Raw genomic sequence first — 14,141 nt, 5'->3', positions numbered from 1 at the left:
TAATCCCCCCTACCATGACAGCGCTCCGTACAGCGTCTCGATCAGCTTGGTGACGCTCAGGTTCCAGCGTGTCACCTGCTTGGCCTCCATGCCGGCCTTTAAATAGTTGTTCACATGCTTGTTCTCAAGCACCATCGTGTAGTCGGGATCAGCCATCGCCCAGATCATCGGGGAGGAGGAGGTCACCTTGAAGCGTGCAGCCTCGCCGCTGCCGTCCCACACCCGGCGGATCGTTTCTCCATTCTCAAAAGCGAACGTCACGGGCACCTGGTGTACCGGTCCTCCCCGGCTGCTCAGCGTCACTGTGGTCGTATAGGAAGGATGGTCTGCTGTACCGGTGGAGGCCCCCTCAATACTTTCCACGGCAACATCCATCATCTGTGCGCCATACACATAGTGGTCGAAATAGCTCTGCCATGATGATTCGGTGATCTGCTCTACAGCCTGCTGGAAGTCCGCTGTAGTGGGATGCTTGAAGCGATATTTTTGGGCATAGGCTTTCATGATCCTCTCCATCGTCTTCGCACCGACATGCCGCTGTATGTCCTGAAGCACCAGCTTGCCACGGGTATACACGTTTTGGGCATAATGCTGGTGGGAGCCGTATTTCCATGCCTCCTGCGTCAGGGAGGAGGGCTTGGCAATGGACGCAGCCTGGGCTGCCGTGTTCGGAGTGAGGCCGTATTCCAGCTCCATCACCTTTTCCTCCGCGTAAGAAGTGAAGGCTTCATCGAGCCAGGCTTCTTCAAATTCATTGCTGGCAATCATGCCGTAGAAATACTGGTGGCCGATCTCATGAATGACTGTGCGCTCCAGCTCATAGCCAGGGGCATCATCCTTGCCCCCGAAGGCTGTGATGAGTGTCGGGTACTCCATGCCGCCGGCGCCATTGCCCTCTTCGGGAGGCACGACAATGGACAGAGTGGAGTATGGATACGTCCCATACCACTTGCTGTAGGATTTCAGAGCCGCTTTGGCTGCATCGAAATAGCGGTCCTTCAGATGCTTGTGCAGCGGATCAAGATACAGCTTAATCTTGACTCCCGGCACCCCGGGTGCTGAAAAAGCTTCCTCGGCAGCGATAAAATCAGGGGATGCCGCCCAGGCGAAATCGTGGACATCATCGGCATAAAACTGATATATTTTTTCGCCGTCTGATGTGACTGCGGATTTGGTCGGGAAGCCGGTCGCGGCGACGATATAATGCTCCGGTACGCGGATGCGTACGCTGTAGATGCCGAAATCGGCATAAAATTCAGAATTTCCGTGATACTGATGAAGGTTCCAGCCCTCCTCAGAGGCTCCCCGCGTTCCTGCCGGCTCATAGACACTGAGCTTCGGAAACCACTGCCCGGCCATCGTGAAATCCCCCGCGCTTCCCATTCGCGCGAATATTTTAGGCAGCTCCACTTGAAATCCAAGATGCAGGGTGATGCTCTCCCCGCCTTTTACCGGTCGGGGCAGGCGAAGCTTGACCAGCGTCTGATCGTTGATATTGCCGTCATCCGGCTGTACGTACTGAAGCCGATGCAGCAATGAGAGTCCGTCTGTCGTCTTGACCTCGGTAATGCTCATCGAGCCGAAGCCGTCCTGTGGCATGGTATCCGAACGGAGACGTCCGCCGGATTCCTTCATAAAGGTTGTATCTTTGGAAGCAAATGCATTGGGATAAAGGTGAAAATAAAGCTCGGTGACGGCTTTTTTTCCCGGATGAGTCCAGGTCAGGGTCTGTGTTCCGGTCAACTGGTTCTCTTCCGGCGTCAGGCGCACATCCATGTGATACTCCACCAGCCGGTTGCTGAGGGCAGGGGCCGGCAGGTCGGGCTGCACCTTGGGCGGGGACAGCGGTGCTTTGACGGCAGACGGTGCTGTCCCGGACTCCGGACCGAAAGCGGGGGCGTCTTTATCGCTGAATCGGGGAATGAGCAGGAATGCTCCTGCCAGCATGACGAGCGCGAGCATGGATGAGAGAAAGACCTGGATACGTGGTGGGACCATTTCAATAACCTCCCGTTGACAAGCATGTACAGCATGTATATGTTTGCAATGGGATGATTATTAGTTAAAATAAAATTAATTACGGACAGGGCCTACGACAGCCTTGCAGCCTAAAGACAGTGTTCTTCACTGTACCTACAGGAGGGTTAAAGAAGCATGGACAATCAGGAGCCGCAGGGCAAGAAGCAGATTGCCTTGAACATCATAAACAGTAAGAGCAAGCATAAAGGATTCGGAGCAGGGTCGATTGACCTTAATAGTGTGTCGCCGGTCATTATTGACCGCGGGGAAGCCAAGATCGAGATCGGGGCCATGCACGCCAAGAGTAAAGTGGAGCGGGGCATTAAATTTTTTACGGACCGGGAAGAGGTGCCTAACGGACGCCAGGTGTGGATTGTATGGGTCGCTGTAGACCGGACGCCGGAAGGACAGCACTACGGCGGCATGACCGCCTGCGAGATGCTGATTGACGAGGAGAACAAGCGCGGCTGGAAAATTCTCGCCGAGCATGTGAACAGGCTGGATGCTTCGCTGAAGCGCAAAGTGATGCTCGAAGGCTTGGGAAGTCAGGAGAAGCAGGCCCTGAAGCAGCTGCTTATTGAGAAGAATCAAGAGTGGTGGGATGCTACACCGGAATATGTGAAGCAGGCTCTCGAGGAATAACAGCAAGACGCCGGGGTGATGGATGCCCGGCGTCTTTTAGTATGCTGTATGCGAGTGTTATTCCTATAGGTCATGCCTTTAGAAAGGAAGACCCCTGCTTCTTTATGGACGGATCTGCTGCTCTTTAAGGATATCGCGGATTTCGGCCAGCAGCAGCTCCTCCTTGGATGGCTCTGGCGGTGCAGGAGGCTTCGCTTCCTCTTCCTCCTCTTTGCGTTTCAGCATGCTCAGTCCTTTAATGAACATAAAGATGGAGAACGCCACGATGACGAAATCCAGCACGGTCTGTAAAAAAGCTCCGTATTTCAGCTCCACGCCATTAAACGTGTACTGCAGTGCCGACAAGTCGAGGCCGCCAAGCAGCAAGCCCAGCACCGGCATCAGCAGGTCATTGACGAGCGAGGTTACAATTTTGCCAAAAGCTCCGCCGATGATGACCCCGATCGCCAGCTCCAGTATATTGCCCTTCAGTGCAAATTTCTTAAAATCCTTCATCCATTGCTTCAACGTTCATGCCCCTCCAGCCTTGAGTTCAATGTTTGAACCATTTGAAGCTAAACATATCACAGGACCGCCAGGGGCGCAAAGGGCAGGAGAAGGAGAAGTGCGGTTAAAAATGAAACGGACGGGCGTTCTTGTCCCGGATCGAAACATAGGGATGGTCCTGGATATAAAAACGCCATGGCTCTTCCGCATACTCCTCCGCATAAGGAATGTTAATGCGCGGTGCCTGCACAATATTCAGGGAGGATACGTCGCCGCCCTGCTCCAGGTGCAAGGGACCGCCAGGCTGTATCAGAGAGCAGCCGTTCAGGCTCTTATCAATGCGGAGCGCAAGACACAGCTTGCCGGGGCCGTTGCTTACATTCACGGCTTTACCGCCGGGAATCCGGGCGCGGTAGCACTGCATCAGGGCAGCATCATGCGGGGTGAGTGGCTCCACCGCACGGATCAGAACGGCCTGAGGATCATCCGCTGGCCCCGTCACAAGATTCAGGCAGTGGTACATGCCGTATATCAAATACACGTAGGCTTCTCCCCCCGGATGAAACATCGTTTCTGTCCGGGGGGTTCGGCGGGCGGCATAAGCATGCGAGCCTTTATCCTCCACCCCGCCGTAGCTCTCGGTTTCGACAATACGGCAGCGGATTTCACCGTCCTCCGTGTGCCGCACCAGAATTTGATTCAGCAGCCGCGGGGCGGCTTTTAATGCCGGAAGGCTGTATAGCTCCGGAGACAAGGCTTGCGGGGAGGCCGGGGCATGGGGAGCTGAGGAGTTTGCAGCTGTCCCGCTGCCTGCGCGCTCATGATCTTCAGGCCCGTCAGGGCTGCTGTAGCGTAATGTGTCCATCAACGAATATCCTTCCTTTCCTATAAAATGAAGTATCGTTTACCGGGCAGAAAATACTTTTCATCCCGGAAAAGCATCTATATACTATTACCTGAATCGTCCCCAATTTACGCTTTCAAGTAAAGCCCGGCGTGTCAAAGCGTCAGGTTACAGCCTGGAGGGAGGGGCAAAGAAATTGGTAAAGGAGGCATACCATGAATTGTCCAATTTGCGGACAAGAACAGCTGGTCAGAGGAGCGTATTGTGAGAAATGCGGGGCGATGCTGAGCACAGCGCCGGAGGTGGAGAACAGCAGGGATGAGGCAGTGCAGCCTGAAACGGTACAAGCTGAAGCGCCTGAGCTCCGGGAGGAGGCTGCCAGCGTGGAGCACAGCGAGCATCCGGAGCGGGAACTGTCGGCAGGCCAGACCTATTATTCACCCTCTTCATCGGTGCCAGCGCCCGTTGTACATACTTCTTCCTCGTCGAAACAGGAGCCAGAGCCGTCCAAGGCGGCTGCTTACCTGGATCAGGCCAAGGACGGCTCTCGAATATACATAAGCTATGCCCTGGACGTTCTGAAAAGTCCTTTAGCCGCTGCACAAAGAACCGGCAGCGAGCAGCTGGTCAACGGGATCATTTCTATCGTTTTATTTACCCTGCTCATTCCGTTGCTGGTTTATATTATGATCGGCAGTAACGGACGGAATTTGATCGAATACTCCATAGGCCGCAGCCCTTTTACAGAAATTGTCCTCAAGCCATGGTTCTGGCTGCTCGTGCTAACGGGGTTGAGCGCGGTGTACACTGCGGGCGCGGTGAAGCTGTCCAGCTCTGCAAACGTACATATTAAAGAAGTCATTGCGCGTTACGGAACGCTGCTCGTGCCGTTTATCGCCCTCATGATGATCTCATCACTGCTGATTTCCATGGGAACCAGCCTGGGCAGCATGCTGCTCATCATCGGTCTGGTCGGTGCATATTTCACGGTCCCTGCCCTGATCATCACAGTGTACTTCAATCAGGCAGGGCGAGGCAAAATGGATGTGCTGTACAGTATCCTGCTGGTCTATGCGGCCCTGCTCGTTACCATCATGCTTATCGGCAGGTCGCTGATGAGCATGATCGGTAACGGACTAGGATTCTGATTGATCTCATAGCACCGCCCAAAAAGGAGCTCCCCGAACCCGAGGGAAGCTCCTTTTTGACAATCCATTGTACGCTTTACTCTACCCACCACCGCTTGAAATGAGACCACCAGGAATGCTCCTGCTGCTTCTGTTTCTCGGCATCTCCAAGGGTATCCTCTTTCTCTGCAGAAGCCGGCTCACCGCCATGGCTGCAATACTCGGACGGCTCCGTGCCGGGCAGAAATACCTCGAGCGTCTTGGCAGGACAGTCCGGTCCGGCCCGCAAACCGGTAGTGGGATCGATATACAAGCTGACGACTCCTTCCGGGATCGGAAAAATCTTCGGGGGCACGTTCTCCAGCACCTCTTCCGTAAACTGGGCAAAAATAGGGGCAGCATGCCGCGCCTCACTCGTTGAAATTTCGCGCCCCTTGTCATAACCGACCCAAACGGCCGTTGCAAGCTCCGGCGTGTACCCGACCAGCCAGGCGTCCGTGTCGGTGGTGCCGGTTTTGCCAGCAACGGGACGCTTCATCAGCGCCGATACTCTTCGGCCGGTTCCGCCATCCTCAAAGACGCTCTCCATCATGCGGGTCAGTATATAAGCTGCCGCCGGCTCTACGACCTGCTCTCCGGCTGCCTCTGGAGCCGTGTACAGCTTGCGTCCGGCGGCATCCGTAATGCTCAGGATGGCGGTCACCGGCATGCGCCGCCCGCCGCCGGCCAGCGTAGAGAAGGCGGAAGCCATCTCCAACGGGCTGACTGGAGAGGTGCCCAGAGCGAGCGAGGGCACCTCTTCCAGGCTGCTCGTAATGCCCATCCGGCGCGCCATGTCCGTCACTTGATCTGTACCGATCTGCATAATCGTATTCACGGCATAAATATTGTCCGAGGCCGCGATCGCCTGCTTCATATTGATCTCGCCCCAATATTTGCCCCCGAAATTGCTGGGCTGGTAGGTTTTGCGGTTATCATCATAATGAAACAGGGTGGGCTGGCTGTTGAACAAGGTGACACTGGTCATCTGCCGCGAGGATAGCGCGGCCAGATACATAATCGGCTTAAAGGCAGAGCCGGGCTGGCGGGTTTGAGCCAGGGCATGGTTGTACTGATTCTGGCGGTAATTCCGGCCGCCGACCATCGCTTTCAGGTGGCCGTTCCGCGGATCGACCGACACCAGGGCGGTCTCCAGCTCGGTGTCTCCCTTCAGCTCCGCTGCCACCGCCGCCTCTGCGGCTGCCTGAGCGCGGGGATCGAGTGTCGTATAAATATCCAGTCCGCCCTGCTGGAGCTGCTGCTCCGTAATTTGAAAGGTGCTGGTCAGCAGGCCTTTGACATAATCCCGAAAGTAAGAGGCGACCGCCTTATTCTCTTGACGGTCCTGAGGCAGCAGGGCAAGCTGTGCGGAAGAAGCCTTCTCTGCTTCCTGCTGTGTAATGTCTCCGGACTCTACCATCGCCTGCAGCACCAGCTTCTGCCGGTTCATTGCGTTCTCCAGGTGATTGTATGGAGAGTAATACGTAGGCCCTTTCGGAATGCCTGCCAGCATCGCGCTTTCGGCCAGATTCAGCTCCTTCGCGGACTTGTCAAAATACAGACGGGCAGCCGATTCAATGCCGTAGGCGCCGTGTCCGTAGTAAATTTCGTTCAGGTACATCTCCAGAATGTCGTCCTTCGAATATTTCATTTCTAGCTGCACGGTATAACGAGCTTCTTTTAGCTTGCGCTCCAGCGTCTTCTCGTGGGAGAGATACAGATTGCGCGCGAGCTGCTGGGTCAGCGTGCTGGCTCCCTGCTTGCTGTTCCAGTGCTGGAGATTCACCAGCACGGCACGGGCCATGCCCTTCAGGTCGAACCCGGGATGCTGGTAGAACTTCCGGTCCTCCACGGCGAGCGTGGCCTGAATTAGCAGCGGGGAGATGTGAGACAGCTCTACCCGGTCCGAGGTGCGTCCATCGGGCGAGAACGTGGCAATGACCTCACCCTGGCTGTCCAGCAGCCGGGAGGCGCGCTCCGTCTTGGCAACTGGCAAGGGTGTAATATACAAATAGCCGAGCACTCCAGCGCCGGCGAGGACGGCCAGCAGGCAGACAACAGCCAAGCTTATGGCGAGCCGGAGGGGCCAGGGCTTGCGGCGTTTACGGGAAAAAGGCTGCGAACCGTTCATCGCGGAAGCTCCTTCGTTATTTTTGCGGACGGTGACTGGGTGTGACTTCAGTGCACTTATCGTTTGTTCACTGCTTTTTCCAGGCCGATCCTGTTATTCATTATGGGGCTTCTCTTGGCAGGATATTCATGGGGACGTGAGTGCATTGAGGCAGACGGGGAAAAGGCTAGATAATTTGGTTGCATTTTGGGCTTGATTTAATATAATACAATTTGTTTGGTACAATAGAAAAAGATGTGAAACAACAATACGCGGCACCTGCCGGCATCAAGTTTTGCGGCCTGGATCTGGACGGCTGAACATTTATTCTAGCGGAAAGAAGGTAGAGACGATGGAATTATGGTTTACGGAGAAGCAAACCCCGACGTTCGGCATTACAGCGAAGATTCGGGAAACGTTTGTACATGAGAAGACGGAGTTTCAACAGCTGGATATGATCGACACGGAGGAATTCGGGCGGATGCTCGTACTGGACGGTATGGTCATGACGACGGTAAAGGATGAATTCGTCTATCATGAGATGGTCGCTCACCCCGCTCTGAATACGCATCCGAATCCGAAAAAGGTGCTCGTTGTGGGCGGCGGAGACGGCGGCGTCATTCGGGAAGTCATCAAGCATCCGGACGTTGAGAAAGCGGTGCTCGTCGAAATTGACGGCAAGGTTATCGAATACTCCAAGCAGTACCTGCCGGAAATTGCCGGCAAGCTGGACGACCCAAAGGTCGAGGTGCTGGTCAATGACGGCTTCATGCATATCCATGAGCACAAGAATGAATATGATGTCATTATGGTGGACTCCACCGAGCCGGTAGGCCCTGCTGCTCCGCTGTTTGAGCGCGGCTTTTATCAAGGGATTTATGAGGCGTTGAAGGAAGATGGCATTTTTGTAGCCCAAACCGACAACCCTTGGTTCAAAGCAGACCTGATCCAAAAGGTGAACAACGACGTCAAGGAAATTTTCCCGATCGTACGGGTGTACGGCGCGAACATTCCAACCTACCCAAGCGGTCTATGGACCTTCACGATGGGCAGCAAGAAGCATGATCCGCTGGAAGTGGACGAGTCCAGTATTGCTGACCTGGATACCAAGTACTATTCACCTCGCCTGCACAAGGCGGCATTCGTTCTGCCTAAGTTCGTGGAAGACCTGGTGAAATAGGAGAGGAGCACACAGCGAATGAAACTGGAACAAGGATATTCCGGCAATGTGTTTATTTTGAGCTCCGATAACTATGAGGCCTCCAAAGCGGTGATCTACGGGATGCCGATGGACTTTACCGTCAGCTACCGTCCCGGCTCCCGCTTCGGCCCGGCGCGAATCCGTCAGGCCTCGGTCGGCCTGGAGGAGTACAGCCCTTATCTGGACAAGAGCATCGAGGACATGACCTATTTTGACGCAGGGGACCTGATGCTGCCCTTCGGCAATGCAGCACGCAGCCTTGACGTCATTGGAGATTACATTGGCAAGCTGCTGGATGACGGCAAGTTTCCGGTCGGTCTCGGCGGCGAGCATCTCGTAACCTGGCCAATCATCCAGAAGATGTACGCGAAATATCCCGACCTGATTCTCATCCATATTGATGCCCACGCAGACCTGCGCGAGCATTATGAGGGTGAGCCGCTGTCTCACTCCACACCGGTACGTAAGGCGGCCGAGATGATGGGCGGCAGCAGCATTTATCAATTCGGCATTCGTTCCGGATCGCGTGAAGAGTTTCAGTACGGACGTGAGCATATTCACTTCCATCCGTTCGAGGTGGCCAAGCCCTTGAAGGAAGCATTGCCTTCCATGGGCAATCGTCCCGTGTACGTGACCATTGATATTGACGTGCTCGATCCATCGGCTGCGCCGGGCACCGGTACGGCTGAAGCGGGCGGCATCACCTCCAAGGAGCTGCTGGAGGCCGTGCACCTGATCGCGAACTCCGATGTGAACGTTGTGGGCTGTGACCTGGTGGAGGTCGCTCCGATTTATGATCCTAGCGAGCAGACGCAGATTGTGGCCGCGAAGCTGATCCGCGAAATGCTGCTCGGATTCGTGCGCTAGGCGCAGGCTTTTATTCATAAAACCAAGCCTTTCCTTATTCAGCGATTCAAGCTGAATAAGGAAGGGGCCTGGTTTTTTTCATTGATAGGAAACTTGCGTGGGTCAGGGCGGAAATTGCTATAATGAAGACATCTGAATCCATTAGACCCAAGGAGGCGCACTATGAAATTTCGTGTATCCGCCGTTCAATATCATTTACATACCATCTCTTCCTTTGAGGAGTTTGCTGCCCAATGCGAGCATTATATACGGACTGCTGAGGAATTTGAGGCTGATTTTGTCCTGTTTCCCGAATTCTTTACCACGCAGCTGATGTCCATTGGCGATATGCAGGGCCAGGCACTGAGCATCAATGACCTGCCAGGCTTCACGGAGCGCTATCGGGAGCTGTTTCAGGGCTTCGCGCAGAAATATGGAATCCACATTATCGGAGGAACCCATGTCATCCGCCGCGAGGGCAGGCTGTACAATGTCGCTCACCTGTTCTACCCTGATGGCAGGGTGGCTGAGCAGGCGAAGCTTCATATTACTCCGTCCGAGGTGACGGGCTGGAATATGGGTGCAGGCGAGGGACTGCAGGTATTTCAGACGGAAAAAGGAACCATTGCGATGCTGACCTGCTACGACATTGAATTCCCGGAAATTGTACGGATGGCGAAAGCGAAGGGGGCTGATGTCATCTTCTGTCCGTCCTGTACTGATGATCGGCATGGCTTCCACCGTGTTCGCTATACGAGCCACGCCCGCGCGATCGAGAACCAGGTCTATGTCGTGCTGACAGGCACGGTGGGATCACTGCCTACGGTAGATTTAATGCGTGCCAATTTCGGCCAGGCTGCCGTGATTACGCCGAATGATATTCCGTTCCCGCCGCAGGGTCTGCTGGCCGAGGGCGAGCTAAACAACGATATGATCATTACCGCAGATCTGGATCTGGAGCTGCTGTACCAGGTGCGGGAAAAAGGGTCGGTGACGACCTGGCGCGATCGCCGAACGGATCTTTACCCGGATTGGGAATAGCTTTTATTGCATGATAGTAAGCTCATACTCATCACGCTCAGGAGGTGCAGTGTACGATGCCACAACCAGCTTACCGTCAAGCCTTTTATGTGTTTGACGGCAGTACACCCGTTCCGGCTTTGATCCGAAGCTATACGCCGGAGGATTTTGAAGAACTGATTGTGATCCAGTCTGAGGCCTTTCCGCCGCCGTATCCGGCGGAGCAGTGGTGGAATGAGGAGCAGCTCCACAACCATGTGGAGCTCTTTCCCGAAGGGGCGCTTTGTGTAGAGGTGGACGGCGTTCTGGCGGGGTCCATCACGTCCCTCATTGTGAACGAGAAGCCCGGGGAAGCTCCTCGCTCCTGGAGCCAGGTCACGGATCATGGATATATCCGGACCCATTGCCGTGAAGGCAATACACTGTATATCGCCGACATTTGTGTACGGCCCAGATTTCGCAAGCTCGGTCTCGGCAAATGGCTGCTGCAGGCGCTGTATCATGTTACCGTGGAGCTGGACCTGGACCGCCTGCTCGGCGGCGGGCGGATGCCGGGCTATCAGGAGCATGCCGCAGACTTGACGGCTGCCCAGTACGTCGATGAAGTGGTGTCGGGGCGAATCAAGGACCCGGTCATCACCTTTTTGCTGCGGTGCGGACGGACTCCGGCCGGCATTGCTGCAGATTATCTGGAGGATGAGGAATCCTGCGGGTACGCCGTGTTAATGGAATGGAAGAACCCGTTTAAGAGCTGACGGGCTGAAGGCATAAGATACATAAACCATCTATAGAGGAGGCTTAACGCATGATGGAATATATCCGTATTACCCATATTGAGGACCCGCTGTTTCGCAAAATGCACGACCTGATGAAGGAGGTATTCCCACCGGAGGAGGTGCTGGAATACAGCCTGTGGAAGGAGCCGCTGGAGGATCCTGGCATTCGCGTATTCGTGGCGCTGCATGAAGGGGAGGTCGTAGGCACGACAGAGTACCGCTACTACGAGGACTGGAATGTCGCTATGACAGACTTCACCATTATCGGCCGCGAAGGGCTGTCCATTGGCCGCTTCCTGGCACAGAATCGGATGAAGGACCTGATGTCATTGGCCCAAGGAAACGGCGGTCAGGAGCTGCTGGGCATGTTCGCAGAAATATACGATCCGTACCGCGTAGAGGATCATGCATTTGGCGGCGTCAAGCCGATGGATCCGTTCGTGCGCCGCGAGGTGCTCTCACATCTGGGATACAAGCGGACAGATCTGGCGTATGTGCATCCGTCCTGGAATAACGACGGGGAGGCCGTCAGCGGGCTGGACTTCTGCTTCATGCCGACGGACGATGCACTGGACACGCTCCCGGCAGAGCTGATCGCAAGCTTCCTGAAGCGGTACTATGCGGTGCTGCCGCAGAAGCCGCAGGCCTGGAGTGACATGGTGGCCGAGCTGGAGAAGCGGGATACTGTAGCGCTTTTGCCGCTGTAAACGACAGCAGCCTGATCCTTGACCACGGATCAGGCTGCTTTTGAAAATGAGAATTGAATTGGCGCTCTATACTGGATATAGTAGTACAATAGGTAAGGAAAGGGGCGCATCATGTCACACCGCATACAAACCGTCATTACGCTTTCCAGTCAGCATGAGGGAGAGCGTACGGTGCAGGAGCTGTCGGCAGAGGTGTTTGCCAAAGGACAGGCTCTATACGTCCGTTACGAGGAGCCGAAGCTCGGTCCGCACCAGGGCAGTACACGGGCGACCGTGAAGCTGTCGCCGGACGAGTTCAAGATTATCCGCCACGGTGAAGTGCAGTCGGAGCAGGCGTTTCGGCTCGGGCAGCAGATGCCCGGGTATTACCGATCTCCGTTCACTTCCTTTCAGCTTTCAACGCATACCCAGCGCATGGAGCTTCAGCTGGAGGGAATGTCCGGCCGCGCAGCCTGGGAATATGATTTATATGTATTTGAAGAATGCTCAGGACATTTTGCAATCAGTTTGACTATTCAGGAGGCACAGGAAGCATGAATATGAATCCACTTGACCACATTCACCAGCTCGTTGCAGAGGCGGTCGCGGATGCGGCAGTCACGGCCGGCCTGGTTACCCGCGAGGAGCTGCCGGCGATTACGCTGGAGGTGCCGAAGGATAAATCCCATGGCGATCTCGCCACGAACGCAGCGATGCAGCTGACCCGTATTGCCAAGAAGAACCCGCGTCAGATTGCCGAGGATATTGTAGCCCATCTGGAGACAGGCAAGGCATCCATTGAAAAGGCAGAGATTGCCGGACCCGGCTTCATCAACTTCACGCTCAACAAGAGCTATCTGTATCCGGTCATTGGCCTCGTGCAGGAGCAGGGCGAGAATTATGGCCGCGTGAGCCGCGGCGACAGCCGCCGCATTCAGATGGAGTTTGTAAGCGCCAATCCCACCGGAAGCCTTCACCTTGGACATGCCCGGGGAGCTGCTGTGGGCGATGCGCTCTGTAACGTGCTGGATTTTGCCGGACATGAAGTGACCCGGGAGTACTACATTAATGATGCGGGCAATCAGGTTATGAATCTGTGCAAATCTATTGAGGCCCGTTATCTTCAGGAGCTGGGCCAACCGGCTGAAATGCCGGAGGACGGATACCACGGCGAGGACATCAAGGGCTTCGCCAAGGAGCTGGTAGCTGAAAAAGGAGACTCTCTGCTGTCCCTGACACCAGGCGAGCGGACTGCCTTTTTCCGGACCTACGGCCTTCAGAAGGAGCTTGGCAAGATCAAGCGCGACCTGGCTCGTTTCCGGGTGAATTTTGACGAATGGTTCAGCGAAACCTCCCTGTACGAGAACGGTCTCGTTATTAAAGCGCTGGAAGCGCTGGATCAGAAGGGACAAAGCTATGAGCAGGAGGGAGCAACCTGGCTGCGCACCACGGATTATGGTGACGACAAGGACCGCGTTTTGGTGAAAAATGACGGCTCCTACACCTATCTGACCCCGGATATCGCCTACCACCTCAACAAATATGAGCGCGGCTACGATGAGATGATTAACATCTGGGGAGCGGATCATCACGGGTATGTACCCCGCATGAAGGCCGCAATGGAGGCTCTTGGCAATGATCCTGCCAAGCTGACCGTGCTGATTGCCCAGATGGTCAGCCTGTTCCAGAACGGCGAGAAGGTCAAGATGTCCAAGCGTACCGGCAAAGCCGTGACCATGGAGGATTTGATGGATGAGGTCGGCGTGGATGCGATCCGCTACTTCTTCACCATGCGAAGCATGGATTCCCATCTCGACTTTGACATGGACCTTGCGGTTTCCACTTCGAATGAGAACCCGGTGTTCTATGTCCAGTACGCCCATGCGCGGATTTGCAGCGTCTTCCGTCAGGCAGAGGAGCAGGCTATTGCACTGCTGCCGCTGTCTGAGGTGAACCTGAGCCTGCTTACGACCGAGCATGAGTATGATCTGCTTCGCAAAATCGGTGAGCTCCCGCAGGAGGTAGCTGCCGCTGCTGACCATTATGCGCCGCATCGGCTGATCCGTTATGTCTACGAGCTCTCCTCCCTGTTCCACAGCTACTACAAGGCAGAGCGTGTCATTACAGAGGAGCAGGATCAGACGCAGGCCCGGTTTGCCCTGCTGTCAGCGGTCCGCATTACAATTGCAAACGTACTGCGCTTGATGGGTGTTTCGGCGCCGGAGCGTATGTAGTCACTGCTGCACAGATGGATCACAAGATTTGAAATCACAGCCGCCCTCTCTTTCGGTAGAGGCGGCTGTTTGGGTTAGGGTGTCACAATATGCTGCTTCATGCCTTATGGC

At 55.1% G+C, this 14,141-nt stretch carries 13 protein-coding genes; 9 read left to right on the top strand and 4 right to left on the bottom strand.

The window, feature by feature from the left end; genetic code table 11:
• Window positions 1–9: 9 nt before the first annotated feature.
• Window positions 10–1,998 (bottom strand): M1 family metallopeptidase, encoded by a 1,989-nt coding sequence (locus tag ACH6EH_RS19105; RefSeq protein ID WP_397333440.1) that lies wholly within the window; start codon window positions 1,996–1,998, stop codon window positions 10–12.
• 156 nt (window positions 1,999–2,154) lie between these two features.
• Here ACH6EH_RS19105 and ACH6EH_RS19100 point away from each other — a divergent pair, with 156 nt between their 5' ends.
• On the top strand, window positions 2,155–2,661 hold the full coding sequence (locus tag ACH6EH_RS19100) for a YwhD family protein (protein ID WP_138223978.1): 507 nt from the start codon (window positions 2,155–2,157) through the stop codon (window positions 2,659–2,661).
• Window positions 2,662–2,763: 102 nt separating this feature from the next.
• Here ACH6EH_RS19100 and mscL read toward each other — a convergent pair whose 3' ends face one another.
• Window positions 2,764–3,156 carry a large-conductance mechanosensitive channel protein MscL gene (gene mscL, locus ACH6EH_RS19095; protein ID WP_138227554.1) on the bottom strand — a complete coding sequence of 131 codons (393 nt, stop codon included), beginning with the start codon at window positions 3,154–3,156 and terminating at the stop codon, window positions 2,764–2,766.
• Window positions 3,157–3,271: 115 nt separating this feature from the next.
• Window positions 3,272–4,012, bottom strand: coding sequence for a DNA-3-methyladenine glycosylase (locus tag ACH6EH_RS19090; protein ID WP_397333452.1), 741 nt, complete (start codon window positions 4,010–4,012; stop codon window positions 3,272–3,274).
• Between the two features lie 194 nt (window positions 4,013–4,206).
• Here ACH6EH_RS19090 and ACH6EH_RS19085 point away from each other — a divergent pair, with 194 nt between their 5' ends.
• The gene (locus tag ACH6EH_RS19085) at window positions 4,207–5,139 is read left to right on the top strand and encodes a hypothetical protein (protein ID WP_397333439.1); all 933 of its coding nucleotides are present in this window, start codon (window positions 4,207–4,209) and stop codon (window positions 5,137–5,139) included.
• A gap of 76 nt (window positions 5,140–5,215) precedes the next feature.
• Here the strand turns inward: ACH6EH_RS19085 and ACH6EH_RS19080 are convergent, their stop codons facing one another.
• Complete coding sequence (locus tag ACH6EH_RS19080) at window positions 5,216–7,288, bottom strand: transglycosylase domain-containing protein (protein ID WP_397333438.1); 2,073 nt, start codon at window positions 7,286–7,288, stop codon at window positions 5,216–5,218.
• Between the two features lie 331 nt (window positions 7,289–7,619).
• On the opposite strand from ACH6EH_RS19080, the gene speE reads away from it, so the two are divergent.
• The 7 genes from speE to argS all read left to right on the top strand — a co-directional run bounded on the left by speE (window position 7,620) and on the right by argS (window position 14,030).
• Window positions 7,620–8,447 (top strand): polyamine aminopropyltransferase, encoded by an 828-nt coding sequence (gene speE, locus ACH6EH_RS19075; RefSeq protein WP_138223982.1) that lies wholly within the window; start codon window positions 7,620–7,622, stop codon window positions 8,445–8,447.
• An 18-nt stretch (window positions 8,448–8,465) separates the two neighbouring features.
• Entirely contained in the window at window positions 8,466–9,335 is an 870-nt protein-coding gene (gene speB / locus ACH6EH_RS19070; RefSeq protein WP_138223983.1) for an agmatinase, read from the top strand.
• Between the two features lie 162 nt (window positions 9,336–9,497).
• Window positions 9,498–10,355 (top strand): carbon-nitrogen hydrolase family protein, encoded by an 858-nt coding sequence (locus tag ACH6EH_RS19065; RefSeq protein WP_397333437.1) that lies wholly within the window; start codon window positions 9,498–9,500, stop codon window positions 10,353–10,355.
• A 56-nt stretch (window positions 10,356–10,411) separates the two neighbouring features.
• A complete protein-coding gene (locus tag ACH6EH_RS19060; RefSeq protein WP_397333436.1) occupies window positions 10,412–11,089 on the top strand; it encodes a GNAT family N-acetyltransferase in 678 nt (225 codons plus the stop codon).
• Window positions 11,090–11,142: 53 nt separating this feature from the next.
• The gene (locus tag ACH6EH_RS19055) at window positions 11,143–11,817 is read left to right on the top strand and encodes a GNAT family N-acetyltransferase (protein ID WP_138227556.1); all 675 of its coding nucleotides are present in this window, start codon (window positions 11,143–11,145) and stop codon (window positions 11,815–11,817) included.
• Window positions 11,818–11,928: 111 nt separating this feature from the next.
• On the top strand, window positions 11,929–12,354 hold the full coding sequence (locus tag ACH6EH_RS19050; RefSeq protein WP_208204628.1) for a YwiB family protein: 426 nt from the start codon (window positions 11,929–11,931) through the stop codon (window positions 12,352–12,354).
• Window positions 12,351–14,030, top strand: a complete 1,680-nt coding sequence (gene argS / locus ACH6EH_RS19045) for an arginine--tRNA ligase (protein ID WP_397333435.1) — start codon at window positions 12,351–12,353, stop codon at window positions 14,028–14,030. The genes ACH6EH_RS19050 and argS overlap by 4 nt, the downstream gene beginning before the upstream one ends.
• Window positions 14,031–14,141: the final 111 nt, after the last annotated feature.

The organism is Paenibacillus sp. JSM ZJ436 (assembly GCF_044383795.1).
GTDB lineage: Bacteria > Bacillota > Bacilli > Paenibacillales > Paenibacillaceae > Paenibacillus_AQ > Paenibacillus_AQ algicola.
Note: the sequence above shows the minus strand (reverse complement) of the source record. Positions and strands in the feature narration are given on the sequence as shown.